Origin of the sequence: Streptomyces sp. AM6-12 (genome assembly GCF_044327085.1) — a bacterium.
In the GTDB taxonomy this organism is placed as follows: domain Bacteria; phylum Actinomycetota; class Actinomycetes; order Streptomycetales; family Streptomycetaceae; genus Streptomyces.
This window is the reverse complement of record NZ_JBIQWN010000001.1, coordinates 1,000,978-1,025,990: the sequence shown is the minus strand read 5'-3', so window position 1 is coordinate 1,025,990 and position 25,013 is coordinate 1,000,978. Positions and strand designations below refer to the sequence as shown.

At 73.3% G+C, this 25,013-nt stretch carries 22 protein-coding genes; 8 read left to right on the top strand and 14 right to left on the bottom strand.

Translation table 11 applies throughout. From position 1 onward, the window contains the following. Positions 1-51 precede the first annotated feature (51 nt). Entirely contained in the window at positions 52-1,272 is a 1,221-nt protein-coding gene (locus ACE4Q9_RS04595) for a metallophosphoesterase (protein WP_397982927.1), read from the bottom strand. A gap of 312 nt (positions 1,273-1,584) precedes the next feature. Between ACE4Q9_RS04595 and ACE4Q9_RS04590 the strand changes: the two genes are divergently transcribed. Together ACE4Q9_RS04590 and ACE4Q9_RS04585 are read left to right on the top strand one after the other, a co-directional pair. After that, positions 1,585-1,827, top strand: a complete 243-nt coding sequence (locus ACE4Q9_RS04590) for a DUF5302 domain-containing protein (RefSeq protein WP_397982926.1) — start codon at positions 1,585-1,587, stop codon at positions 1,825-1,827. A 298-nt stretch (positions 1,828-2,125) separates the two neighbouring features. Beyond that, positions 2,126-2,890, top strand: a complete 765-nt coding sequence (locus tag ACE4Q9_RS04585) for an SDR family oxidoreductase (protein WP_397982925.1) — start codon at positions 2,126-2,128, stop codon at positions 2,888-2,890. Here the strand turns inward: ACE4Q9_RS04585 and ACE4Q9_RS04580 are convergent. After that, positions 2,875-4,074: a cytochrome P450 gene (locus tag ACE4Q9_RS04580; protein ID WP_397987118.1), complete on the bottom strand. Its 1,200-nt coding sequence runs from the start codon at positions 4,072-4,074 to the stop codon at positions 2,875-2,877. The two genes, ACE4Q9_RS04585 and ACE4Q9_RS04580, sit on opposite strands and share 16 nt — an antisense overlap. Positions 4,075-4,717: 643 nt before the next feature. Here ACE4Q9_RS04580 and ACE4Q9_RS04575 point away from each other — a divergent pair. The 3 genes from ACE4Q9_RS04575 to ACE4Q9_RS04565 all read left to right on the top strand — a co-directional run bounded on the left by ACE4Q9_RS04575 (position 4,718) and on the right by ACE4Q9_RS04565 (position 7,927). Then, complete coding sequence (locus ACE4Q9_RS04575) at positions 4,718-5,761, top strand: trypsin-like peptidase domain-containing protein (protein WP_397982924.1); 1,044 nt, start codon at positions 4,718-4,720, stop codon at positions 5,759-5,761. Between the two features lie 126 nt (positions 5,762-5,887). After that, positions 5,888-6,052, top strand: coding sequence for a hypothetical protein (locus tag ACE4Q9_RS04570; protein ID WP_397982923.1), 165 nt, complete (start codon positions 5,888-5,890; stop codon positions 6,050-6,052). Between the two features lie 36 nt (positions 6,053-6,088). Beyond that, positions 6,089-7,927, top strand: coding sequence for an HEXXH motif domain-containing protein (locus tag ACE4Q9_RS04565; protein WP_397982922.1), 1,839 nt, complete (start codon positions 6,089-6,091; stop codon positions 7,925-7,927). A gap of 63 nt (positions 7,928-7,990) precedes the next feature. Here ACE4Q9_RS04565 and fxsT read toward each other — a convergent pair whose 3' ends face one another. The 3 genes from fxsT to ACE4Q9_RS04550 form a co-directional block, all read right to left on the bottom strand. Continuing rightward, a complete protein-coding gene (gene fxsT, locus ACE4Q9_RS04560) occupies positions 7,991-11,959 on the bottom strand; it encodes an FxSxx-COOH system tetratricopeptide repeat protein (RefSeq protein WP_397982921.1) in 3,969 nt (1,322 codons plus the stop codon). A gap of 272 nt (positions 11,960-12,231) precedes the next feature. Then, on the bottom strand, positions 12,232-13,716 hold the full coding sequence (locus ACE4Q9_RS04555) for a hypothetical protein (protein WP_397982920.1): 1,485 nt from the start codon (positions 13,714-13,716) through the stop codon (positions 12,232-12,234). A 131-nt stretch (positions 13,717-13,847) separates the two neighbouring features. Further along, complete coding sequence (locus tag ACE4Q9_RS04550) at positions 13,848-14,156, bottom strand: trypco2 family protein (protein WP_397982919.1); 309 nt, start codon at positions 14,154-14,156, stop codon at positions 13,848-13,850. Positions 14,157-14,350: 194 nt separating this feature from the next. Between ACE4Q9_RS04550 and ACE4Q9_RS04545 the strand changes: the two genes are divergently transcribed. Beyond that, entirely contained in the window at positions 14,351-15,013 is a 663-nt protein-coding gene (locus tag ACE4Q9_RS04545; RefSeq protein WP_397982918.1) for a chaplin, read from the top strand. Between the two features lie 124 nt (positions 15,014-15,137). Here the strand turns inward: ACE4Q9_RS04545 and ACE4Q9_RS04540 are convergent, their stop codons facing one another. The 5 genes from ACE4Q9_RS04540 to ACE4Q9_RS04520 form a co-directional block, all read right to left on the bottom strand. Continuing rightward, entirely contained in the window at positions 15,138-15,935 is a 798-nt protein-coding gene (locus ACE4Q9_RS04540) for a hypothetical protein (protein ID WP_397982917.1), read from the bottom strand. A gap of 103 nt (positions 15,936-16,038) precedes the next feature. Beyond that, positions 16,039-16,566, bottom strand: coding sequence for an NUDIX hydrolase family protein (locus ACE4Q9_RS04535; protein ID WP_397987117.1), 528 nt, complete (start codon positions 16,564-16,566; stop codon positions 16,039-16,041). 16 nt (positions 16,567-16,582) lie between these two features. Continuing rightward, on the bottom strand, positions 16,583-17,758 hold the full coding sequence (locus ACE4Q9_RS04530) for an amidohydrolase family protein (RefSeq protein ID WP_397982916.1): 1,176 nt from the start codon (positions 17,756-17,758) through the stop codon (positions 16,583-16,585). 2 nt (positions 17,759-17,760) lie between these two features. Beyond that, positions 17,761-19,164 (bottom strand): glutamine synthetase, encoded by a 1,404-nt coding sequence (locus tag ACE4Q9_RS04525; RefSeq protein ID WP_397982915.1) that lies wholly within the window; start codon positions 19,162-19,164, stop codon positions 17,761-17,763. Positions 19,165-19,262: 98 nt separating this feature from the next. Beyond that, positions 19,263-20,060 carry an SAM-dependent methyltransferase gene (locus ACE4Q9_RS04520; RefSeq protein ID WP_397982914.1) on the bottom strand — a complete coding sequence of 266 codons (798 nt, stop codon included), beginning with the start codon at positions 20,058-20,060 and terminating at the stop codon, positions 19,263-19,265. A gap of 180 nt (positions 20,061-20,240) precedes the next feature. Here ACE4Q9_RS04520 and ACE4Q9_RS04515 point away from each other — a divergent pair, with 180 nt between their 5' ends. Next, positions 20,241-21,095, top strand: a complete 855-nt coding sequence (locus tag ACE4Q9_RS04515; RefSeq protein WP_397982913.1) for a Cof-type HAD-IIB family hydrolase — start codon at positions 20,241-20,243, stop codon at positions 21,093-21,095. Between the two features lie 76 nt (positions 21,096-21,171). On the opposite strand, the gene ACE4Q9_RS04510 is transcribed toward ACE4Q9_RS04515, so the two are convergent. The 4 genes from ACE4Q9_RS04510 to ACE4Q9_RS04495 all read right to left on the bottom strand — a co-directional run bounded on the left by ACE4Q9_RS04510 (position 21,172) and on the right by ACE4Q9_RS04495 (position 23,647). Next, positions 21,172-21,819, bottom strand: coding sequence for an endonuclease (locus tag ACE4Q9_RS04510; protein ID WP_397982912.1), 648 nt, complete (start codon positions 21,817-21,819; stop codon positions 21,172-21,174). 27 nt (positions 21,820-21,846) lie between these two features. Further along, positions 21,847-22,191: a DUF3140 domain-containing protein gene (locus tag ACE4Q9_RS04505; protein WP_397982911.1), complete on the bottom strand. Its 345-nt coding sequence runs from the start codon at positions 22,189-22,191 to the stop codon at positions 21,847-21,849. 50 nt (positions 22,192-22,241) lie between these two features. Then, positions 22,242-22,718 carry a Dps family protein gene (locus ACE4Q9_RS04500; RefSeq protein ID WP_397982910.1) on the bottom strand — a complete coding sequence of 159 codons (477 nt, stop codon included), beginning with the start codon at positions 22,716-22,718 and terminating at the stop codon, positions 22,242-22,244. Positions 22,719-22,837: 119 nt separating this feature from the next. After that, complete coding sequence (locus tag ACE4Q9_RS04495) at positions 22,838-23,647, bottom strand: lysophospholipase (RefSeq protein ID WP_397982909.1); 810 nt, start codon at positions 23,645-23,647, stop codon at positions 22,838-22,840. 141 nt (positions 23,648-23,788) lie between these two features. Between ACE4Q9_RS04495 and ACE4Q9_RS04490 the strand changes: the two genes are divergently transcribed. Beyond that, positions 23,789-24,976: a thiolase family protein gene (locus ACE4Q9_RS04490; protein ID WP_397982908.1), complete on the top strand. Its 1,188-nt coding sequence runs from the start codon at positions 23,789-23,791 to the stop codon at positions 24,974-24,976. Positions 24,977-25,013 lie beyond the last annotated feature (37 nt).

Here is a 25,013-nt window from a genome sequence, read left to right as displayed (position 1 = left end):
GGAGGGGATCAGCGTTCCCTGGTAGGCGCGATCGTCCGGGCCCGCCGAGCGCTACGGCGAGGTGGGCGGGTGTGGGGAGCGGAGCACGAGCAGGGTGATCTCGCTTGGGGCGAAGACGCGGAACGGCGGGCCCCAGAAGCCGGTGCCGCGGCTGGTGTAGAGGAGCGTGCGGCGGCCGTGGCGGCTGAGGCCTGCGACGGCGGGCTGGTCGATGCGGACCAGGTGGTGGAAGGGCCAGATCTGGCCGCCGTGGGTGTGGCCCGAGAGCTGGAGGTCGACGCCGTCGGCTGCCGCCCGCTCGATGAACTTGGGCTGGTGTGCCAGGAGCAGGACGGGCAGGTCGGGGTCGGCGCCGCTCAGGGCTCCCGCGAGGTGGGCGCGGTGGCCCGCCAGGCCGGAGGACTCGGCGGTGACGTCGTCCACGCCGGCGACCACGAGGGTGTCGCCGCCGCGTTCGAGGAGCAGATGACGGTTGCGCAGCGGCTCCCAGCCCAGTTCGTCCATCAGGTCGACCCAGCCCTGGGCCTCGCTGTAGTACTCGTGGTTGCCGGTGACGTATACACGGGCTCGGGTCGCCCGCACGGTTCCGAGCGGGGTGGCCTGGGCGCGGCGGCGTTCCGCCGTGCCGTCCGCGATGTCGCCGGTGTGGCAGACCAGGTCGGCTTCCAGGGTGTTCACCGTCTCGCACACCCGCGCCGACCAGCGAGCGCGATCGAGCGGGCCGTAGTGGGTGTCGGTGATGAGGACGACCCGGAAGCCGTCCAACCCCGCACCCAGCCGTGGGAGTCGCACGTCGAGCCGGCGGACGCGTGGCACGCGGCGAGCCTCGGCGTACCCCCAGCCGAGCAGTACGGCGCTGACGGCGAGGACGGCCCAGGTGACGAACCTGGCCCGGTCCTGACTCTCGCCGACGCCGGCCACGGTCAGGGCGAGCCGCAAGAGGACGCCGAGCAGGACGGACCAGGTGAACAGGACCCAGCTGATGCCCAGCAGGGTGTCACCGATGATCGCCGCCCGGTCCCGCTGGCGCCGGCCGTGGCCGCGCACCATGGCGAGCGGCATACCTACGAGGCCGAGGGCGCACAGGACGGTGCCGGCCAGCGTGCCGGGCAGCGGCCAGTGCTGGCCGGTGTACAGGAGCACCCAGCAGGGCACGGCCCACAGCAGGACAGGGCCGACCAGGGGGAGGTAGCGCATCAGGCGATGCAGTCGGCTCTGCCGCGGCGCTTGCGCTTCACCCTCGGCGGGCCGGGTGTCACTGGTGTCGGTCACGCTTCCCCTCCTGACCGGGTGGCCGTCTCGCGCACTGTATCCCGTCGCCTCGTGCGGTCCGGACCGGTGTTCACGGGCACGGCCCCCTGGGGCGAAGGGCTCTTTGGGAGGTGGCGCAAGACGCCGCCGCGGACACCTGCCTTGGCACGCATCGCCCCGCCGGCCGCGCGCTCCGCCGGCGCCAAGCGGGCGGTCTCGGCAGGGAGAGGTATACCAGCCGAAACGGAGCAGGATGATGTTGCCGGTGCCCCGGACCGGGCCCGGCGTGGCAAGGTGTGCTTACCCGCCCCACCCCGAACCCAGGGAGTGACCATGACCGCAGAGCCCGTGTCCACGGAAGGCTCGGAGCCGGCTGACCTCGAGACGCATCCTCTGGCGCCGGACAGCGAGGGCAACTACGACCTCAAGCGCAAGTTCCGCGAAGCGCTGGCGCGCAAGCGCGGTGCGCAGGCGGACGCCGCTGACGTTGCCGCCAGCCCCGATGGGCCGAAGGTGCGTGCGACGCGCGGCCCGGCTGCGAGCCAGCGGTCGTTCAGGCGCAAGAGCGGGGGCTGAGGCGATCAGTCCCGTGATCCGGCCGGGGCGTAGCCCCGTGCGCTGACAGCGCCGACGGTGAATGATCTCCGGGGGGTTGATGGCCAGGCGTGTGTGCGGCGATGTCCCGGTCGGCCCGCACGGCATCCCGACCCTGGCGCGCAGCATCTGGGAGCGGGCGGCGTCCAAGAGGCGGGCGCCGCTCTCGGATCGTTCGAGATGCGGGTCCCTGCTCCAGGTGAGTTCATGGTCATGACGTGGGTCCAGGCGTTCGCCGGAGCTACGCCGTGCCCGTTCGGAAGACCGCAGGAGGGCTGTCATGGCCGGCACCCCGGACACGACTCTCAACGGCAAGGTCGCCTTCGTCGGCGGCGCGTCCCGCAATCTGGGCGGGCTGATCAGCACGACCCTCGGTGCCGAAGGCGCCCTGGTCGCGGTGCACTACAACAGCGAATCCTCCCGTGCCAAGGCCGAGGACGTCGTCGCGCAGATCAACAAGGGTCCGGGCGAGGCGTTCGCCATCCAGGCCGACCTGACGGAGGTCGCCGAGGTGGAGCGGGTCTTCGACGAGGTGCTGAACCGGTTCGGCAAGCTCGACTACAGCATCAACACCGCCGGCATGGTGCTGAAGAAGCCGCTCACCGAGATCACCGAGGAAGAGTACGACCGTATGTTCGCGGTCAACTCCAAGGCCGCGTTCTTCGTGATGCGCGAGGCGGCGCGCCGGATCGAGGACGGCGGGAAGATCATCACGATCGTCACCTCGCTGCTCGCCGCGTACACCGGCCTGTACTCCGTGTACGCGGGCAGCAAGGCGCCGGTCGAGCACTTCACCCGCGCGCTGTCGAAGGAGCTGTTCGGCCGGAACATCTCGGTCAACAACGTCGCTCCGGGCCCGATGGACACGTCGTTCTTCTACCCCGCCGAGGACGACGATTCCGTCGCCTATCACAAGTCGTCCGCGATGAACGGCGAGCTGACCAAGATCGACGACATCGTGCCGTGGATCCGTCACCTGCTGACCGAGGGATGGTGGGCCAACGGCCAGACGATCTTCCTCAACGGCGGCTACACCACCCGCTGACCCCCTCGGACCGGGACCGGCCCCCCGGCCGGGCGCAGGCGGACGGGCAGGGCCACGTGCCCGTTGCTGATCAAGGTCGGCAGGGGCCGCAGTTCCCCCGCGGGCACCGCGAGCCGCACCTCGGGGAAGCGCGCGAACAACTGTCGCAGGGCGGTGGCGACTTCGAGGCGGGCGAGCGGGGCGCCGAGGCAGAAGTGGACGCCGTGCCCGAACGCCAGGTGGTCCTTGCTGGTCCGGGTGGCGTCGAAGCGGTCGGCGTCCTCGCCGTGCCAGTCCGGGTGGCGGTTGGCGGCGGCGTAGGAGGCGAGGATGGCCTCCCCGGCCCGGATCGTCCTCCCGTCGGGCAGCGGGATGTCCTCGACCGCGAAGCGCAGCGGCAAGTGCTTGACGGCCGACTCGTGGCGCAGGGTCTCCTCCACGACGTCGTCCCAGCCGCACCGCCCTGCCCGGACGTGTTCCAGCTGCGCGGGGTCGGTCAGCAGGGAGGTGACGGCGTGGTCGATGACGTTGGCGGTCGTCTCGTATCCGGCACTGATCATCAGCACCAGGGTGCCCCGCAGTTCGGCGGCCGTGAGGGAGCCGCCGTCGCCCTCTTCGTCGCGCGCGGCGATCAGCAGTGAGGTCATGTCGTCGCCGGGCGCGGCACGCTTCGCCGCGATCAGTTCGTCGAGCTGCCGGTAGAGGACGGCCGTGTTCGCCGTGGCCTCCTCGGCGGACAGGGTGGTGGCGAACACCCGGTCCACCACCGTACGCAGCCCGCTCGACCGGGCGGGGGAAAGGCCGAGCATGCGGCCGATGACCGCGATCGGCAGGGGGTACGCCAACCGCTCGCGCAGGTCGACCACTTCGCCGGGAGGGAGGGCTTCCAGGTCGTCGAGGATGCCGGTGACGAGGTCCTCGACGACGGGCGTCAGGGCGGCGATGCGGCGGGCCGAGAACGCCGGGGCGACCAGTCGGCGCAGCCGGCGGTGGTCGCTGCCGTAGGCGGTGAACATGTTCTCGACCGCCACCCAGAGAGCGAGCGGCCAGGTGGGGACGGCGGCGGCGAAGGCCGGCCAGTGCGCTCGCCCGTCCTTGGAGACGGCCGGGCTGGTCAGGAGCTGCTTGAGGAGGCCAGGTTCGCAGACGGACCACGCGGTCACCCCGAGGATGTCCACGGGGGTGGCCGCCCCGCGGGCGTGCAGCGTCCGGTGCTCGGCGTGGTGGTGGGGTCGAGGACGAGCGGCGGGTCTTCGGACACGGCCGGGGCTCCTTCGGCGGGCGGCGGGAAAGACGACGGGCCGGGCGGCGGGGAGAGGGGGCCGGCACGAGGCGGCACCCCGAACGGGCCTTCAACGCCTTGAGTGGGCGGGCGAGTTCGTCGTGCGGGTCACGAGCCGCGTGCCGCAGGGGAGGCGGAGTCCGGCTTCCCCCCGGCAGCCGGCCGTGCGAGCAGCGTAGAGCCCGCGCGCCCGGTCGTGGGACCGCGACCGGGCAAGATACGCCGGGATGACTTCTCGGCATCCGCTACGGCGAGTACCGCCGCCGCACCGCCGGCGCTGCGCCTGTTGCGTGGCCGGGACGAGAACCTCTCATCACAGGTCCTCGCCTCGCTCGCCCGCGTCCGGCGGCTGGACGTCGTCGAGCGGACGTAGCCGCTCGGCCTCGCGGCGGCCTGCCCCAGGGCGCCGCGCCTTCGACGTGCCGGCCCCCGGCCCCATGGCCGAAGGCCACCGCCGACTCCGTCACCGTCCCGCGCGCCCCCCACCGTCCACCACCCCGTCGTCGGCCGGTTCCCCGGACGCCGGGCCTCGCGTACCCCCGGTGCCCGAGGGGTAGAGGACGGACGTGAGGGGACCGGGGGAAGAGGGGCTGGACGCGGCGCGGGTCGCCGAGGTGCTGGTGGCGGGGACGCCGGGGCGGCGGGGGTCCGGCTACCGGGTCGGGGACGGGCATGTGCTGACGGCCGCCCATGTCGTCGCGGGCGCTGCAGCCGTACGGGTACGGTTCGACGCCGACCGGCCCGGGGAGTGGAGCGCCCCCGCCCGCGTCGTGCTCTCGGCCGGGGCCGCCGATGTCGCGTTGCTGGAGATCGAGGACGTACCGGCGGACCGCGCCGGTGCCGCACCGCCCCGCTACGCCGCCGTACCCGACGCGGACGTGGTGCTGCCCTTCAGCGCCATGGGCTTCCCCCGGTTCAAACTCCGGGAAGGCGCGGGCGCGGCCAGCCGGTACCGGGACTCCTGCCATGTCACCGGCACCGTCTCGGTCCTGTCCAACCTCCGCGAGGGCACCCTGGAACTGGCCGTCGCCGCCCCGCCCGCCGACCCCGAGCCGCACCGCTCCCCCTGGGAGGGCATGTCCGGCGCGCCCGTATGGTGCGGCGGCGCGGTGATCGGCGTGGTGAGCGCCCACCACCGGGCCGACGGAATCGGCAGGCTCGCGGCAAGGCGGGTGGAGCGGTGGTACGAGTCGCTCACCGCCGCCGAGTCGGACCGCCTCCAGCGGTACGCCGGCCTCCCCCCGCGCCCCGCGCTCGGCCTTGCCGACGGCGTCGAGGGGCGCCGCCCGGCCGTCGGTCTCGCCGGACTCCCCGCCGACCTACCGCTGCGCGAACTCGCGGAACTCGTCGACGCGTTGACCGCCGTACCGGCGCTGCGCGGCGGCAACGGCATGGGGCTCGTGCTGGACAGCATCAGCGACCGGGTGGCGGCTAACAGCCCCCGCGACCCCCGGCTGCGCATGGATGTCTACGGCATCGTGCGCACCTGTCTGCGCTATCCGGGCACCCTCGATCAACTCCTCGAAGCGGTACGGCTACTGGAGGGCCCCTCGCCCGAAGTGGACCGGGTGGACGGCGCGGCGGCCCGGCTCGCCCGGTTTCGCGGCTGACTCGATCTCGCGGCGCCGAAAGGCCGCAGGGTTGCGGGCGGTGCGGTGCTGGGTCATGCTGGTCAAGGCACTGATAGTGCACAACTGGTAGGTACGGGAGGGGACTTGGCAGCCGTGGAGCATCCGATGCCTGCCGTCGAGTCCGGTCTCGTCGATCTCTCGGGCATCTCCCTCGAAGCACTGCGCTCCATGGACGGCGGGACGTTCACCGAGTCCCTGGAGCAGCTGCTGCACCACATCGACGGGCCGCAGGCCATCACGCTGTCGTACAGCCCGTCCCGCTTCGACTGACCGGCGAGGTGATCAGCAGGGTGCTGTGGGGGACACGTGGCCGCTGACGCCACGCCGACGGGGGAACAACTGCCGTACCACCGGCTCTCGGCAACCGGTCTGCGGGCGCTCGCGGCCGGCGAGGGCGACGGCGCCGTCATCGCGGAACTGCTGCGCGCGGAACGCAGCCGCCGGCTCCTGCTGCTGCGCGCGCTGCGCAACGCGGCCCGCCCCGGCGACACCGGCCCGGACGGCACGGACGCCTTCGCGCAGGGCTGGGACCTGCTGGAACGCGCCCAGCGACACGCCCCTGAGGTGTGCGAGGACCTGCTGATGTCCCCGAACACCGGCATGTGGGTCTCGCTCGCCGTGCGCCGGATCAGGGGCCGGGTCTACGAGGACGCGCCGCACTGGGTGGTCATGGGCCATCTCGCCGCCCTCGCGGCCGCCGCCGCGGCACGGGCCGGGCTGGACTTCGACATCACCGTGCCCGTGCGCCGCGGCCTGGTCCCGCTGCCCACGCTGGGCTGCGCGGTCCTCGCCACCCCCGGACCGTGGGGCACCGCACAGGTCACGGGGCGCGCCGGCCGGGTGCGCGTCACCGGCGCGGAAGCTGCCGTGGAGGTCCCCGCCGACCCGGACCGGCGCACACGGGACTGGATACCGGTGCGCCGGACGACGCTGGGGACCGGGGGACGGGCGAAGCACCTGGTGCTGGAGGAACTGGACCCGTACCGCACCTTCCCGCACCCGAGCGAGCCCAGCCTGCTGCCCCCGGCGGAGGCGGCGTACTGGAAGTCCTCGCTCGCCGCGGCCTGGGACGTGCTGCTGCGCGACGATCCGGGGAGCGCCGACGCCATGCGGCAGGGCCTGCTGTCGGTGGCGCCGACCCCCCGGAGAGAAAGGTTTCGGCCGCATAGCAGCACGGCCGGGGACGCCTTCGGCGGCGTCACCGCGTCCCGCCCGGACGACGTCCCCCAGCTCGCCGCGACCCTCGTGCACGAGTTCCAGCACACCAAGCTCGGCGGGCTGATGCACCTGGAGCCGCTGACCGAGGCACCGGCGGACCCCGAGCCGCCCGAAGCCCTGCTCTACGCCCCCTGGCGCGACGACCCGCGCCCGCTCGGCGGACTGCTCCAGGGCATCTACGCCTTCTTCGGCGTGACCCGCTTCTGGCGCGCCCACCGGCACACCGCCGACCCGGCCTACGCCCCCCTCGCGCACTTCGAGTTCGCGCTGTGGCGCACCCAGGTGTGGGCCGCGCTGAACACGGTGGGCGGACACGAACGGCTCACCCCGCTCGGCCGGTACGTGGTCGAGCGCCTCACCGAGCGCTGCGCCGCCTGGATGGCCGACGAGGTTCCCGAGGCACCGCTGCGCCTGGCCGGGGAGGCCGCCGCCGACCACCGCGCCCGCTGGCGCGCCCACCACCTGCGCCCGCCGGCGGGGGCCGTCGAGGAAGCCGTCCGCGCCTGGCAGCGGGGCGCCCCGGAACCGCCGCCGGCGCTGGCCGCCCAGCCCCTCCTGGTTCCCGACCCCGAGGTCCGCTTCCTGGACAGCACGGCGGTCCTGGCCCGGCACCACCTCGGCGACCCCGGCGGAACCTGGCGGCGCCCCGGCGGCGTCGACGGCGCCGACCCGGCCGAACTTCTGCTGCTCCACGGTGAACACGCCGCGGCCCGCGCCGCGTTCACCGGCCGGCTGTCGGCCAAGGGGGCACCGGCGTCCGCCTGGCCCGGACTCGGCCGCGCCCTCGCGGCCGACCCCGGTCACCGGGCCGCCGCCGCTCTCCTCGGCCACCACCCCGAGCGCGCCCGCGCCGTCCAAGACGCGCTGGAGGCCAGGACCGGCCGCCGCGCGGACCCGGTACGCCTGGCGGCCTGGCTGGGGGCGTGACCCGGCACGGCCCGGTGGACGGCAATGCGGGGACCGGGCCGACCGGCGGGCCCCCGCCCCGCGTCACAACGGCAGCGGATCGATGTCGCAGTTGGCCCGCCCGCGCTCCCTGAACTGCACGGTCGCCGGGTGCCGCGTCCCCGAGTCCGACTGGAGGCGCGGGGCGTCCAGGACCCGTTCCATGCGGGCCAGGGTGTCCTCGCGCAGCACCCTGCACTCGGCGTCGGCACCGGTCGCGAGCAGGTCCAGGGACAGGTTGGCCGCGCAGGCCAGCGTGGTCGGGTGGTCCTCGCCGAACGACTCCCGGCACAACGCCAGCGTGTCCTCGCCGCGCCGCCGCGCGTCCTCGTGCCGACCCACGGCGGCCAGGTCGCTGGCCAGGTTGATGGCGCAGACGAGGGCCAGCGGGTGGCCCGCGCCGAGCCGGTCGGTGAGCGAGGCGAGCGCCGCCTCGTCCAGCCGCCGCGCCTCCTCGGGTCGGCCCAGCAGCCGCAGGGTGACGGCGAGGTCGATGTCCGCGGACAGGACGTGCGGGTGGTGCGGGTCGTAGATCTGCCGGTACCCCTCGCAGGCCTTCACGCCCCGTGTCCGGGCCGCCTGGAGGTCGCCGTTCTGCCGCAGCGCGATCGACAGGGCCAGCGCGGAGGCCAGCGACTGCGGGTGCGTCTCGCCGTAGCGGCGGGTGAACTGGGCGTGCGCCTCGGTGGCCAGCTCCAGCGACCGCGCGTGGTCGCCCGCCTTGCGGTACGCCTCGCTGAGCTGGCGCTTGGCCTCGACCGTGGTCGGGTTGCCGCGGCCGAACACGTCCTCGCAGGCGCTGAGCACGGACTCCTGAAGGGCGCGCGCCCCGATGTAGTCCCCCGTCTCGCGGGTGTCGATGGCGACGTGGTTCTCGGAGTGCAGGGTCCGCCGGTCCTCACGGCCGTACAGGCGCATCTTCAGGCTCAGGGTGCGCCGGTCGAGTTCCATCGCCCCCTGGAAGTCACCGACCAGACGCAGACTCACACAGAGGTTGTGCGCGATGTTCAGGGTGGTCGGGTCGTCCTCGCCGAAGGCCCGGTGCGCCCGGTCGTACGCGATCCGGTCCAGCTCGGCGCCGGTGGCGAACCTGCCCTCCACGCGCCGTACCGCCGCCTCCAGCTGGAGCGCGTCGAGCGCGTCCTCCCGGTTGTCCTCGCCGTCCGCCGGTGCGGTGCGCTCGTACACCTCCCGAAGGTGGCTCACCAGCCGGGCCGAGTCGTCGAACCGGCCCACCACCCAGTACATGAAGCAGAGCCACTGCCCCATCAGCAGGGTCTGCTGGTCCTCCTCGCCGAAGATCTCCAGCCAGGACGTCCACGCCTGCTCGGAGAAGTCCAGCGACACCTCATGGTCGCCCCACCAGTACAGGTACTCGGCGATGTTGCGCACCAGCTGACGGACCCAGGGCTGGTCGGACTTGATCGCGCCGGCGGCGATGACATGGCTGTACAGCTCCGCGTACCGGGGCCAACTCGCCGCTTCCATCGGCGCCTTGGGGTCGGCGGCGGCCAGCAGCGTGTGCGCGCCGTGCCGCATCCGGACCTGTTCCTCGGGCGACATGCGGTTGTTGAGGACCAGCTGCACCAGGCGGTGCATCTCGATGGAGTTCGTCCGGTGGTCGATCCGCGCCAGCGAGTACCGGTTGACCTCCCTTATGGCGCGGGCCAGCCGCATCGGGTCGTTCAGCGCGGCGTCCAGCTCCGGGAAGATGCTGCTGTTGCCGAGGCCGGAGAAGATCGAGCGGGAGATCGGGTCGGGCGCGAAGTAGGAGCACAGCTGGAGCAGGCGCAGGGCCGCGGGGCTGCGGGTCTCCAGGTGGTCCAGGGACACGTTCCAGGCGGCGGCGACAGGGAGCTGGTAGTCCGGCGGCGGGGCCACCTCCAGCAGCTCCATGCGCTTGTTCTCGAACAGCCGCAGGTACTCCGACGCCGGCATCCCGGTCTCGGCCCGCCAGGCCGCGGCCTGTTCCAGGGCCAGCGGCAGGTCGCCGAGCGCCTCGGCCAGCGCGTCGGCCTCCTCGTCCCGCAGCGGCGGCCCCGAACGGCGCAGCAGCTCCTTGCTCTCCTCACGGGTGAACACGTCCACTTCGAGGGCGCCGCCCACCTGCCCCCAGCGCCGGTTGCGGGAGGTGACGAGAATGGTGCCGTGGCCGCCCTGCGGGAAGTAGTGGCGCACCTGTTCGGGGTTGTCGGCGTTGTCGAAGATGAGCAGCCAGCGCGAGTACGGCCGGCCCTCGCGCAGCGCCTCCCGCACGGCCGGGCCCGCGATGTTGGCCTCGGTGGTGGTCACCAGGCCCAGCCGCTGGGCCAGTTCCACCAGGGCCTGGCCGATCTGTCCGGGCCGCTCGGAGGGGATCCACCACACGATGTCGTACTCGGACTGGTGCCGGTAGGCGTACTCGATCGCGAGCTGGGTCTTGCCGACGCCGCCCATCCCGTGGATCGCCTCCGGCAGCACCGTGGTGGTGCCCTCCCGCAGCCGCTGGTCGAGCAGCTCGAGCAACTCGTCGCGCCCGGTGAAGTTGGGGTTGCGCGGCGGCAGGTTCCCCCAGACGCGCGGCTGTGCGGTGCGCTCGCCCTCCACGGCTTCCTGAGGCGGTGTCGGCATCGATGAGGCTCCTTCGGAAACGGTCCGGGATTCCGGTCCGGCGGCGGATGCGTCCGCACCGGAGGCCGGGGCGGTCGGCGCGGATCCCGTGGATGTGCGGCGCGTCTTTTCCAGGGTGAACTTCTCCAGGCTGACCGCGTAGCGCCGATCGTGCCAGCTCAGCACCTTGGCCAGCATCGCGGCACGCTGGTCGTAACGCCCCGACAGGGCGCGCAGCGCGGTCAGCTCCACCCGGAAGAAGGTGATGTTGCGGCTGTTGACGCTGGGCATCGCCAGCGTGTCCAGCGGTTCGTCGGGAGCGGGCAGCGGGGAACGGGTCGACTCGTCCCCGGCCAATAACCCCCGGACGTCGTACAGCACCCGCGCGGTCGCGCTGCGGCGGCCCAGCGCCAGCAGTTCCTCGCGGACGTCGGGCGCGAAGTCGAACACCACGTCCGTCGGGCCGTCGCCGTGCGCCGGTACGGGCCGTACCAGACCGCTCATCAGCAGCTCGGAGACGTGCACCGGGCCCGCCTGCGGAGTGGCGGCGACCAGCGCCCGGATGACGGGCAGGCTCAGCGGCGCGGCCGCCAGCCGGGTGGCCAGCGTGAACGCAGTGGGGCTGGCCGCGGCCCGGAAGTCGGAGACCCGTTCGGCGGCCGGCACCGGGCTGTGCGGATCGGGCACGTCCTGCGCCCACGGCAGGGCACGCGCCGCGTCGGGCCTGCTTTTCCACTCCCGCGCCTGCACGGCGGCGAGATCCAGCCACTCGGACTCGGCACCGGACACCAGCCGGAGCAGCACGGCCGCCCATCGCCCGGACAGCGCCAGCACGGGTACGACGACGGGAACGGCCGCCGCCTCCCCGTCCGGCCCGCCGTCCGCCCGCGCACCGGCCGGAGCCTCGCGCTCGGCCCAGCTCCAGGTGCTGTTGGCGGCCCACGGGCGCGGGGCGCGCACGCGCACCCGGTACACGTCGAGCCCGGTGCGGAACCACAGGTGCGGGGGGAGCAGCTGCACCACGGCGACCGGCTGCGCGCGCCCCCACGCCCGCAGCAGCGGATGCACGGTGCCCAGGCGCCAGCCGGTGGCGATGCCGTCGGTCAGCACCAGCACCACCCGGCGCACGCCCGCGTCCGGCGCGCCCAGCGGCTCCTGGGTGCGCGCCTGCGCGGGGTCCGTCTCGTCGGTTCCCAGCAGCCGTACCAGCCGCACCCGCACGAACCGCCCGGACCGCTCCAGCTCCCCGGCCAGATCGCCCTCGACGGCCTCGTCCCACACCCGCATCGTGGGATGCGCGTCGACGACGAGCACGGCCTCCACCGGGCGGGTCCCGTCCTCGCCGCCGAGCCGGCTCAGCACACCGGCGGCCTCCCGGCGGGCCCGCGCGGCCCTGGCCCCTCGCTGTTCGTCGTCATCGTGCATGGGTGCTCTCAAGGCGCCGTAGTGACGGTGAGAGTGCGGTGGAGTCCCGCAGACTCCAGGCATGCGTGACATCCACGCACCAAGCCTCGCAGCGTGGGCACCCCCGAAGCAAGGACGCACGGAAGCACGCGGACGGTGTACGCCGCAGCACGCCGGAGGCAGGGCGGCGGACCCGGAACGGACGCGGGCCGGTGGAATCACGCTGGTGCATGTCGGGCACCCCACTCACAACGCGCGGACGGTCGGTGGACACGGGGACCCGGCCGGCCGCCTCACGGCTTCACCGGCACGTGCGCCGGCCCCGGCGGCTCGGGCTTGCGCTCCGGATCGTCGAGCAGGATCGCCAGATGGCGCCCCACATGGTTGTCCCACCCCTCCGGCCCCATGGCCAGTGCCTCCTTGCGCCAACGTCCGGTCCGCTCCAGCAGTCCGGCCAGCCCCCGGTCCTGCACGATCTCGGCCACCGCCTCCTTGAAGGCGGGGTCCGAGCAGTCGCCGCGGTGCCAGATCATGGCCGGAACACCCGCCCTCAGCCCCGCCAGGTACTCCTGGCGGCTGGCGGCGGAGCCCGTGCCGGGCGGCTCGCTGAGCACCAGGCAGACGGCCTGCTCGTCCTCCTTGAGCTCCCGCTCCAGGTGGAAGTGCGAGTGGCCGGGGCGGTTCCAGTACGAGTGCGTCTCCGCCGGACGCTCCTTGAACTGGCGCCACTTGTTGTGCCAGGTCCGGTGCCAGGCCGCCTTGCGCAGCCGTTCGAAACTGCGGATGAGGACCGTGTAGTCCATCACCAGGGGAGTGGGCGAGCCGGAGGCCGCCTCCTTGTGCCACCACTCGACAGGTTCCCCCAGCAGTTCCCACGGAAGGATGAATTCGAGTACGACGGGTTGCCGCAGATCCGACCAGCGTTCTTCGGTCTGCTCGATGAGCGAGTCCACCTCGGCCGGCAGGTCGTCGCGGTGCAGATGCAGCGTCTCGCCCGGCACCGGGTGCCAGCTCTCCGCGTCCGACTGGCGCCAGTGCGAAAGGTAGTACCGGTCGGGATCGACCCCGTCCGGCTCGAACTGGATCATCAGATAAGCGGGCATGAGCGAGGCCGGCTGATCGGTGATGCTGTCGCGCTGCCACTCGGCCATCTGGTCCTCGAAGCCCCAGACGCGGGCCTGCCGGCGGTTCCAGCGGCGCAGCCGCTCGGCGGCCTCCCGCAGGCCGTCCTCGGCCAGTTGGTCCGCGGCCAGCGACAGGAACGCCATGCTGACGGGCAGCTCACGCGCCGCCGAGTTGCCGCCGGCCAGGCGTAAGAACACCGCCCAGCCCGTGTCGCACCAGGGCGGCAGCTCCTGGGTGCGGGAGCGGCTCGCGCGGCGCGCCATCGCCGCGAGCGTGGCCGCGGAGCGCAGCTCCGTCAGGTCCGGGCGGAGCGGGTGCAGATCGGCGCCGTCGAAGAAGTCGACCGCCTCCCACTCGTCCACCAGGCGGCGCAGCGCCAGCACGGTGACGGACTGCTCCTCCACATAGCCGAGGCAGCGCACCAGGCAGGGCAGCCCGTCGGGGACCCGCGCGCACACCTCCACGAGCTGGAGCAGATACGGGCGCAGCGTCCTGTTCTGCAACGGCTCGACGGGTGTGCCCAGTTCCTGGCTCAGCATGGTCACCAGCAGGTCGGCACTGGCCGGGTGCCGCAGGGTGGCCGATGCCTGGAGCACGTCGACGACGCCGGCCACCAATTCGTTGCGAACCCGCGCGGGGTTCCGCCCTTCCACCCCCGTGACCTCCGATCGTCACCTGCCGCCGGTTGTTTCCCACCGGCGGTGCCGACCAGCGTACGGCCACCCGTCCCGCCCCGTCAGGGTGTCGGGACCGCGCGGGGGCCGCCCCGCATCGGCGCTTCGCGTCAGCGCTCTCCCTCTTCTTCCTCCCCCGAGATCAGCACCTTCACGTGCGTGCCGTCCGGGGCGACGAGTTTCGGGTGCAGCGTGAGGCGGATCCGCTGGGTGCGCGAGGACTCCAATTGCCCTTCGGCACCGGCCTCCGCCACCCAGAACCGCACCTTGCCGCCCGCCCCGCCCCTGCGGCTCACCACGACGTCCGCCTCGATCTCGACGGTCCCGAGCTCCAACCGCACGGCCCCGGTCGGTCCGTCGGTCAGGGCGGTGTTCAGCTCCTGTCCCAACTCCCTGATGATTTCCGCCAGTTCGATCACGTGGCGATCCTATCGGCGTCTTGGTGATATCAACAGCCGAACACCCCGGAGGGCGGCGATGGTGGCATATACCGGCCGAATGATTGACAACCCATAACTCACCTGTTTTTCCCCGCGTTTACCTCCGCGCGGGCGAGTGCCCGCGATCAAGTCTGGAAGGCAGGGAACCTATGAAACGGGTTACCCGAAACGGTGTGATCGCCCTCGCGGCCGCCTCGGGCGCGATCGCTGTGGCGGGGCCGGTGTACGCCGACTCCTCGGCGGACGGCGCCGCGGTCGGCTCACCGGGGCTGATCTCCGGCAACGGGATCCAGCTGCCGGTGCACGTCCCGGTGAACGTGTGCGGGGACACGGTGAACGTGGTGGGGCTCCTCAACCCCGCGATGGGCAACAGCTGCGCCAACACGGGCGGCGGCGGCACCACCAAGGGCGGCGCCGCCAACGGGGGCGGGGCCACGGCCGCCTCGGCGGAGAAGGGTTCGCCGGGCGCCGTGTCCGGCAACGGCATCCAGTTGCCGGTCGACCTGCCGGTGAACATCAGCGGCGACAGCGTCAACGTGGTGGGGCTCCTCAACCCCGTCTTCGGCAACCACGCCGAGAACACGTCGAGCACCCACGCCACGCGGCCGGTGACGCCCCCGCGGCTCACCCCGCCGGCGCACACCGTGCCGCCGTCCCACCCGCACGTACCGCCCGCGCACACGGCCCCGGAGCCGTCCGCGGCGGTGCACCAGCCGGCTGGCACCCTCGCCCACACCGGTGCCGACGGCACCCTCACGGCCGCCTTCGCGGGCGCCGCCTCGCTGGTCGGCGGCGTGGCCCTGTACCGGCGCTTCCGTCCGGGAGCGATGAGCTGACCTGGACCGGATGAGACGACCGGAGGGCCCCGCGGAACGTGTTCCGCGGGGCCCTCCTCATGAGTGGCCCACCCTCAGTGGCCCTGCCGCCGACGGCCTTCCCGGCGGCGTCAGGCGGTGACCGTCAGGCGGTGGCCCGGCTGTCCCGGCGCGACACCGCCAGGAACGCCACGAACGCGACGATCGCCACGGTCCACGACAGCGTGACCGGGCCCAGTCCCCAGCCGAGGCCCCCGCGCCCGGTCGGGTCGGCCATCCAGTCCGCGAGGGAGGCGCCGAGCGGGCGCGTGATGACGTACGCCGCCCAGAAGGCGGTCACCGCGCCGAGGACGCCGCCGCGGTGGGCGAGGGCCGGGACCGCGATGGCCACCGCGAACAGGACGACCGAGCCCAGGTATCCGAGGCCGATGCTCGCGCTGAGGTCACCCGCCGCGGTGCCCAGGGCGAAGGTGGCGAGCACGGCCGCCCAGTAGAACACCTCGCGGCGGCGGGTGCGCACGGTGTGGATCGACAGGGTGCGCTCACTGGCGTACCAGAGCGCGAACACGGCCGCGAGGGCGACGAGGAAAAGCGGGGTGGACAGGGTGTAGGGCACACCGAGGCCCACGTGGAGCACGTCCGCGGCCATGGTGCCGAACACGCTGACCATGACGATGGCCGTCCAGTAGATCCACGCCACGTACCGGCGGACGGCGAACTGGAGCGCGAGCGCGGCGGCGAACGCGAGGCCGCCGAGGCCGACCGCGGGGATCGGGCCCAGCACCTTGGCCAGCAGGTCGGAGGCGGTCTCGCCCATGCCGGTGGTGAGGACCTTGACGATCCAGAAGTAGACGGTGACCTCCGGCACCTTGCTCGCGCTCTCCCACAGGCGCGCGTGTATGCGGCCGTCGGGCCGGTGATCGAGGACGTGCTCTGTGCTCATGCCCCGCACCCTCGCATGCGCGACGGACCCGCCCCCAGCCTCCTTTGCCATTGTTTTTGCGGCTTCTTGTGCGGTTGTTGTCCGTGTCTTACCGGGCCCGGGCTCAGTACACCAGGCCCACATGGGCCAGCGCCTGCTTCAGCAGCGCGCCGTGGCCGCCCGGCATCTCGCTCTGGAGCACCTCCGACGCCGCCTCCTGGGGGCTGAACCACACCAGGTCCAGGGCGTCCTGGCGGGGCCGGCAGTCGCCGGTGACCGGGACGACGTAGGCGAGGGACACCGCGTGCTGGCGCGGGTCGTGGTACGGGGTGATGCCCGCCGTCGGGAAGTACTCGGCCACGGTGAAGGGCTGGAGCGAGGCCGGGATCCGGGGCAGCGCCACCGGGCCGAGGTCCTTCTCCAGATGGCGCAGCAGCGCGTCGCGGACCCGCTCGTGGTGCAGCACCCGCCCGGAGACCAGGGTCCGGCTGACCGTGCCGTCCGGGCCGATGCGCAACAGCAGTCCGATGCTGGTGACTTCGCCGCTGTCGTCGACCCGCACGGGCACGGCCTCGACGTATAGGATCGGCATCCGGGCCCTGGCCATCTCCAGCTCGTCCGTGGTCAGCCAGCCGGGCGTGGTCTCGGTCATGTCAGACATTGCTTGATCATACTTTCCGGGTGGGGCGGCCGCGGGGATCGCGGGCCGGTTCGGATACGGGCGGCCCATAGAGCCGGCGGGCGTTGTCGCGGCCCGTCCAGGACGCGATCCGCAGGGCGTCGGACAGGGACAGCTCATCGGCCTCCACGCGCTCGTGCAGCAGCTCGGCGAGGCCCCGGCGGAAGCACAGGGCGCCCAGGTGGTGGAACTCCGCCACACCGTAGGCGTCGGAGCTGTACAGCAGTTTGCGGAACGGGGTGATCTCCAGGGCCTCCGCCAGCACCGCCCGCGCCCGCGTGGGACCGGTGTGGTGCAGCGCGAGCCCCACGTCCAGGTACACCCGCTCGAACACCGCGGCCAGATAGGCGGCCTGGCGGTGATAGGGCCAGCAGTGCAGCAGCAGCACGGGGATGGTGCCGGCGACGCGGTGCAGCCAGTCGGTGAGCAGCGCGGGGTCGGCCCGGTGCAGCCGTACGTCCGCGTCCCCGAAACCGGTGTGCAACTGGAGCGGCAGCCCCAGGTCGACGGCCAGCCACAGCAGTTGCCGTACCAGGACCGGGTCCGCCAGCCGGCCGCCGGCGGTGAGCCAGCGCTGTGCCGCCACGGTCACCTCGGCGTCCGGGGGCCGTCGCGGGTCGAGGGCGAACCCGGTGCGGTAGGCGGCCACCGACTTCACCGCCACCACCCCCGGCCGCCGCACCGCCTCCTCGGCGGCCGCGCGCAGGACGCCCGCGTACTCGCCCGCCTCCACACCGCGCGCGGCCACCTCCTCGGCGATCCGCTCCAGGCGTACGACCTCGCAGGCGGCGGCACCGGACGCCGCGGCCAACTCGGCGGGAGAGGTGAGCGGTTGGGGGGAGTATCCGGTGTCCACGCAGAACACCCCGGCACCGGCCGCCGTCAGGAACCGCCGGTTCACCTCCCGCCACCCCAGCTCCGCGCGCCGGGCCACGTACGCGTCCGGCGGCGCGTGCCGGGGCAGGTCCAGCAGGGGCGCGCAGTGCCGACGTACGGCGATGCCCACCGGGCTGTCGAAGGGCGAGACGCCGGGCCACGCCTCGCCCTCGGTGAGCAGCGACTCGAACCCCTCGAAGGACAGGTCGGCCGTCACCGCGCCATGGCAGTGGTGGTCCACCAGCTCCAGCGCGTCCAGCGCCTCGTGGAGGGGACCGGTGGACGCCATGGTCAGTACGCCCAGCGGTAGGCCGCCGCCACCCGCTCGTCGTCCAGCCCCTCGACGGCGGCCGCCTCCCCGAGCCGTACGGCGCTCACCGCGTCCGCGAGGACCGGGCCGAGCGAGGCCCGCAGCACCTCGTCCGCGCGGAACTCCGCCACCGCCTCCGGCAGCGTGGCCGGCAGCCGTCGTACGCCGAGCCTCGCCGCCTCGTCCGCGCCGAAGCGTGCCGGGTCGCCGGTGATCTCCGCGGGCAGCGGGCGCGCGGCCGCGAACCCGTCGAGTCCCGCGGCGATCAGACAGCCGAGCACCAGGTACGGGTTGGCGGCCAGGTCGACGGGTTTCACCTCCAGGTTGGCCTCCTGCCGCTGCCGGCCCGCGCTGCCGGTGACCAGCCGCAGCGCCGCCTCACGGGTCTCACGGCCCCACGCGGTGAAGACGCCCGCCCACTGGGAGGGCCGCAGCCGCAGATAGCTGGCCGGGCTGGGCGCGTTGATCGCGGTCAGCGCGGGCAGCCGGGCCAGGATCCCGGCCGCGAAGGACTCCGCGCCGGGCGTCAGGCCGTACCGGCCCGCGCCGCCCGCGTGCAGGTTGACGCCGTCGCGCCAGCAGGACAGGTGCACATGGCCGCCGTTGCCGACGCTCCCGGCGAGGACCGCGGGGGAGAACGACACCCGCAGCCCGTGCCGCTGGGCCACCGCCCGGATCGTCTGGCGCACCAGCACGCTGCGGTCCGCCGCCGCCACCGGGTCCAGGGCACCCGCCGACAGCTCGAACTGCCCGGCCGCGTACTCGGGATGGACCTGGTCGACGTCCACGTCCTGGGCGTCCAGCGCGGCCAGCAGATCGGCGAGGTAGTCGCCCAGCTCCACCTGGCGGATCGCGCCGTACGCCGGTCCGGACACCGCCGGTACGAACTCCCCGGCGGGCGCCGAGCCGAGGCCGAGTGCCCACTCGATCTCGAACGCCGCCCTGAAGGCCAGCCCGTGCCGCTCGGCCGCCTCGGTGACCATGCGGCGCAGGAAGGTGCGGGCGCAGCCGGGGTGCCGCTCGCCCTCCTGCGTGATCCGGTCCACCGGCGCCCACGCCCAGCCGGGCTGCCCGGCCAGCGCCACCAGCTGGTCCAGATCGGGGTAGAGCCTCAGGTCCCCGTCGGGGGAGCCGAGGACGTCCGTGCTGACGATCGAGTCGTCGGCCAGGAAGGTGTCGAACACCGGGGACATCCCCACACCCCACGAGACGGCGGCCTCCAGCCGGGCCGTGGGGACGGTCTTCACCCGGGTGACGCCCGCGGTGTCCACATACGCCAGCACGATGCCCCGCACGTCCTGCGCGGCCAGCATGGTGGTCAGAGCGGCGACCCGGCGCAGATCGGCCGGACGGCCGCCGGGCACGGGGTCGGCGAGAGTGGTCATGCGTGTCCTTTGCGGGCGGGGCCCGGTGGGGGCGGGTGGTTCAGGCGGGGCGGGGCCGGTGGTCCGGTGGTTCAGGTGGGGAGACGCCTTCGGCGGGGTCAGCGCTTCACCGCGACCGCGCCGAGCTGCGGCACCGGGGCGGCGCCCGGCCCGGCGCGCCACTGGGAGCAGGGCACCAGGCCCGGCTCCACCACCTCCAGGCCGTCGACGCCGTCGAGGAAGGCGGCGATCTCGGCGCGGCTGCGGGCGGTGATCGGCGGGGTGGCGTGGGCGTTCCAGAACTCCATCGCGGCGGCGTTGCCCGCCCCGCCCACCTCGGGGTCGGTGGTGGGGTGGGTCAGCACCAGATGGCTGCCGGCGGGCAGCGCGTCCATCAGCCGCCGCACGATGCCCAGGGCCTCCCCGGTGTCCAGCACGAAGTTGAGGATGCCCAGCATCATCAGGGCGACCGGCCGCTCCAGGTCGAGCGTGTCGGCGGCGCGCCGCAGGATGGCGTCCGGGTCGTGCACATCGGCGTCCACGTAGTCCGTGACGCCCTCGGGGGAACTGGTCAGCAGCGCGCGGGCGTGCACCAGCACGATCGGGTCGTTGTCCACGTACACGACCCGTGACTCGGGGGCGATGCGCTGGGCGATCTCGTGGGTGTTCTCCACGGTCGGCAGGCCGGTGCCCACGTCCAGGAACTGCCTGACGCCCTGCCCGGCCACGAGGTGGCGCACCGCGCGGGCGAGGAACTCCCGGTCCGCGCGGGCCACCTGCCGGATCACCGGGAACATCCCGGCGACCCGCTCGCCGACCCGCTGGTCGACCTCGTAGTTGTCGCGGCCGCCGATCCAGTAGTTCCACACCCGCGCGTTGTGCGCCACGGACGTGTCCAGCCGCTCTCCGGTGGTCACAGCGTCACCGTCGGTCACGTCGTCTGCCCCTCTCCCGTGCGGGTGCCCGCCGACATTGTGCCGTCGGCCGATCGCGCTGTCCCGCGAACCGCGCGCGGTCGGCGGTTCGGGGCGGTTCGGGGACGTTCCGCCCCATGAGGGACACTGGGCGGGTACCCTGACCCCGGCCGGAAGCAGGACATGTCCGCCATACCCACGCCCCTCCTCGACGTACCCGGCCTCCCGGCCGGCCCCGCGGACATCCGGCTGATCGTCACCGACATGGACGGCACCCTGCTGGACGACGACAAGCGGATCCCGCCGGGACTGTGGCCGATGCTCGCCGAACTGCGCGGGCGCGGCGTGCTGTTCAGCCCCGCGAGCGGCCGCCAGTACGCCACGCTGGCCCGGCAGTTCGCGGGCGTCGCCGAGGGCATGGTCTTCATCGCCGAGAACGGCACCTATGTGGTCCGCGACGGCGCCGAACTCGGCTCCGTCCCGCTGGAACGCTCGGCCGCGACGGCGGTCGCGGAGGCGGTGCGACGGCTCAACGCGGCCGGCGGCGACGCGGGCGCGGTGGTCTGCGGCAAGCGCGCGGCCTACGTGGAGCGGAGCGACGAGGCGTTCCTCGCCGAGGTGCGCCGCTACTACGTCGAGCACCGCGTCGTCGACGACGTCACCGCGGTGGACGACGACTTCATCAAGGTCGCCGTCTACGACTTCCACTCCGCCGAACGGTCCGCCGCCCCCGCGCTCGCCTCCTTCGCCGCCACCCATCAGGTCGTGGTCTCCGGCGAGCACTGGGTCGACGTCATGGCCCCGACCGCCAACAAGGGCACCGCCCTGCGCGCCCTCCAGCGGACCCTGGGCATCACCCCCGCCCAGACCATGGTCTTCGGCGACTACCTCAACGACCTGGAGATGCTGGACGCCGCCGACTGGTCCTTCGCCATGGCCAACGCCCACCCGGCCGTGGTGGCGCGCGCCCGCCATCTGGCCCCGTCCAACAACGAGAACGGCGTCCTGCGGACGATCAGCCGGGTGCTCGGTCTGTAAGTCCCGGACGAGCGGGGTCAGTTCGCCTGGCTTCCGGCCCACCCCGCCGTGAGGAACCGGACAGCGGATGGCACGGTCACGCCACGCGCTGGAGGCAGTCCTCGGCCACGTCCTTGTCGAGCGCCGCCCGCACCAACGCGGCGGCCAGCACGGCCGGTTCGGTCTCGCCGGCCAGTTTCGTCAGCTTCTCCGGGTCCTTCGGCAGACCGAGCCGCTGCGCGCCGTCCAGCGCCTTGCCGCCCAGATAGGGGCCGACCTCCGGCCACACGCGCTGCGCCTCGCGCAGGAAGATGTCGGCGCCGGCCGGCCCGATCCCCGGCTCCTCCTGGAGCAGCCGCTTCAGCTTCCCCGTGTCGCCGTGCGCCTCTTCGCGCAACCGGCGCAGATCACCGCCCCAGCGCTCGGTCAACAGCTCGGCGCCGTCGCCGAGTTGGGTGGCGGTCCGCTCGTCGTAGCGCCGGTAGCCGCCCCGGCCCAGCGCGTCGACCCGCCGCTGCCAGTCCGCGTCGGCCATCCGACGCGGACTGTCCAGCCGGTCCTCGTGCAGGGCGCGGGCGGCGGCCACCGCCACCGAGGCCCGGATCCGGGCGCTGAGCAGCAAGGACAGCACCAGCAGCCGGTACAGCGGCTGCGGCGTGTCCGCCAGCTTGATGCCCGCCTCCTCGGCGTACGTCCGCCCGTGCGCGGACACCAGCTCCCGTACGACGCGTTCGTCCCGGTTCATGGCCGCCACTCCTTGCCGCGGTCGCCGTCAGGGCTTGAGCGGATCGTGGCCCAGCGTCATCAGCCGGTGCCGCCGCCGGGTGTCCTCCGGCGCCAACTCGGGCTCCGGCTCGTTCTCCATGTCCACCAGGTCACCGACGGTGTCGACGACCTCGTACATCACGCGGACGTCGTCGTCGGTGAGGTCGGTGCGGCGCTTCTGGAGGATGGCGAGTACATGCCGCCCGGTGGCGGTGCCCGCCTCGTCGGGCAGCGGCTCCGTGCTCTCCTCGGCGTCGCGGACCCTGAGCCAGGCCGCGAGCTCCGCCGAGGTCATGTTCACCACGCGGTGGAAGTCCTCCCACAGCGCCTCGGTCTCCAGGGCGTCGGCCATAGGGCTCCCCTTTCCCTCGGAGTTTTCCTCGGATCCATCTGCTGCGGGTGTCAGTGCGGCTGGTTCTCCGCCGCGAACATCCACCGCTCCTTCTCCAGATCGGCGGTGATCGCGATCAGCAGGTCCTGCGTCACCGGGTCGGGCTCGTCCGTGGCCGCGATCCGCTCGCGCAGCCGCCCGATGGCCGTCTCCAGCGCGGAGACCATCAGCTCGACCACGTCGGTGTCCTTCAGCCAGCCGTCCTTGGCGCCGGGCAGCGCGAGGGTCGCGGCGATCGTCTCGGGCCGGCCGTCCGGCGACACGCCCAGCGCGGCGGCACGCTCGGCGACCGTGTCGGAGTGGGCACGGGCCGTCGCCACCACCTCGTCCAGCTGGAGGTGGATCGAGCGGAACCGGGGGCCGACGATGTTCCAGTGCGCCTGCTTGCCGATCAGCGACAGGCCCAGCAGGTCCACCAGGGTGTCCTGGAGCGCGGTCGCCGTGACCCTGAGTGCCTTCTCGGGCAGCGTGCTCTTCACCACGGTCATGGTGCGTGCGTCCCCTTCCATGGAGCTTGATCTCGTCCGAAAAGGCGGGTGCCCCGCGTCGGAGGACGCAAACAGCCCTGCTCAGCGCCTCGGCGCCGGTTCTTGACGAGTGCCTTGCCTCAGCGCTCCAGCACCCGGTCCAGGAACCGCGTCACCTCCGCGAACGCCTCGTCCTTCACCGTCTCGTGGAACACCTCGTGCCGCGCGCCGGGGAAGATCCGCTCGGTGAGCGCGCCGCCGGCGAGCCGTTCGACGCCGGGCCGGCTCCCGGACAGCGGCACCAGCCGGTCGTCGTCGCCGTGCAGCCACAGCACCGGCAGCCCGCCCGCGTCACCGCCCTCGGCCACGGCGTCCAGGGCCCGGACGAAGGCCAGGAGGGTCGGCCGCTTCATCGGCCCGTGCCAGACCAGCGGATCGGCGGCGTACGCGGCGCCCACCGCCGGATCGCGGGAGAGCGCGCCCGGACTGATCGGGGTGTCCGGGATCTCCGGCAGCGCCAGCAGCCGCCCCGGCAGCTCCCAGTCGCCGATCACCGGCCCGGACAGGATCAGCGCGGCCGGCTCGGCGCGGTGCAGCTGCGCGTAGCGGGCCGCGATCAGCCCGCCCATCGAGTGGCCGACCAGGACCAGCGGCAGCCCCGGATGCGCCGCGCGGGCGAGCCGCGCCACGCGGTGCACATCGGCGACCACGTCCGCGAAGTCCTCGATCAGCACCCGCTCCCCGGCCGACCGGCCGTGCCCCATATGGTCGGGCGCGTACACGGCGGCGCCCTGGGCGGTGAGGACGGCGGCGAGTCCGTCGTACCGGCCCGCGTGCTCGCCGTACCCGTGCACCAGCAGGGCGAGGAAGCGGGGAGCGGGATGCGGCCAGGCGCGGACGGCGAGTTCACCGCGGGTGCCGTCGACGACGTGCGCGCGAACGTGGGGCATCTCTCCTCCAACTGCCTCGGTACGGTCCGGGAGGATCTTCCCAGCGGCCCGTCTCCGGGTCTATAGTCCAAAACTAGCAGTGCTAATTAAGCGCTGTTCCGGTCCGCTGATCCACACCGTCGTAGGTCAGGAGTCGAAGCCGTGCGTCCCGTCCACTTCGCGGCAGCCCGCCGTACCCCCATCGGCAAGCTGCGCGGCGCCCTCTCGCCCGTCCGGCCCGACGACCTGGCGGCGGCCGTGATCCGCCGGCTGGTCGCCGACGTGCCCACGCTCGACCCCGCCCGGATCGACGACGTCTACTGGGGCGCCGCCAACCAGGCCGGCGAGGACAACCGCAACGTCGCCCGGATGGCCGTCCTGCTCGCGGGCCTGCCCGAGTCGGTTCCCGGCGCCACCGTCAACCGGCTGTGCGCCTCCGGCCTCGAAGCCGTCACCACGGCCGCCCGCACCATCGCCGCGGGCGAGGCCGACATCGTGATCGCCGGCGGCTCCGAGTCCATGAGCCGCGCCCCCTTCGTGCTGCCCCGCCCCGACGAGGCCCTGCCGCACCGCATGGAGACCGCCGACACCCGGCTCGGCTGGCGCCTGACCAACCCCGCCATGAAGGACCTGCACGGGGTGCTCGCGATGGGCGAGACCGCCGAGGAGGTCGCCACCCGGCACGGCATCTCCCGTGAGCGGCAGGACGCCTTCGCCCTGCGCAGCCACCAACTCGCCGCCGCCGCCCGCAAGAACGGCCTCTTCGCCGACGAGATCCTGCCCGTCGAACGCCCCGACGGCATCGTGGTCGAGCAGGACGAGTGCATCCGCGAGGACACCTCCCTGGAGAAGCTGGCCCGCCTCAAGCCGGTCTACCGCGCGGGCGGCACGGTCACCGCGGGCAACACCTCACCGATGAACGACGGCGCCGCCGGCCTGCTCCTGGTCAGCGAGGAAGCACTCGGCGAACTGGGGCTGGAGTCCCTCGGCCGGTATGTCGCCGGTGCCTCCGCGGGCGTCCACCCCGACGTCATGGGCATCGGGCCGGTGCCCGCCACCCGCAAGGTGCTCGCGCGGGCCGGCTGGCTCATCGGCGACCTCCAGGAGACCGAGCTGAACGAGGCGTTCGCCGCCCAGGTCCTCGCCTGCGTCGACCAGCTCGGCATCGACCCCGAGCTGATCAACCCGACCGGCGGTGCCCTCGCCCTCGGCCACCCCCTCGGCTCCTCGGGCGCCCGCATCCTGACCACCCTGCTGCACCGCATGCGCCGCACCGGCGCCGAACGCGGGCTCGCCACCATGTGCGTGGGCGTGGGCCAGGGCAGCGCGGTGCTGGTCGAAAGGGACTGACGCCCTTCTGACGGCCCTGACAACCATCCGACGCGGG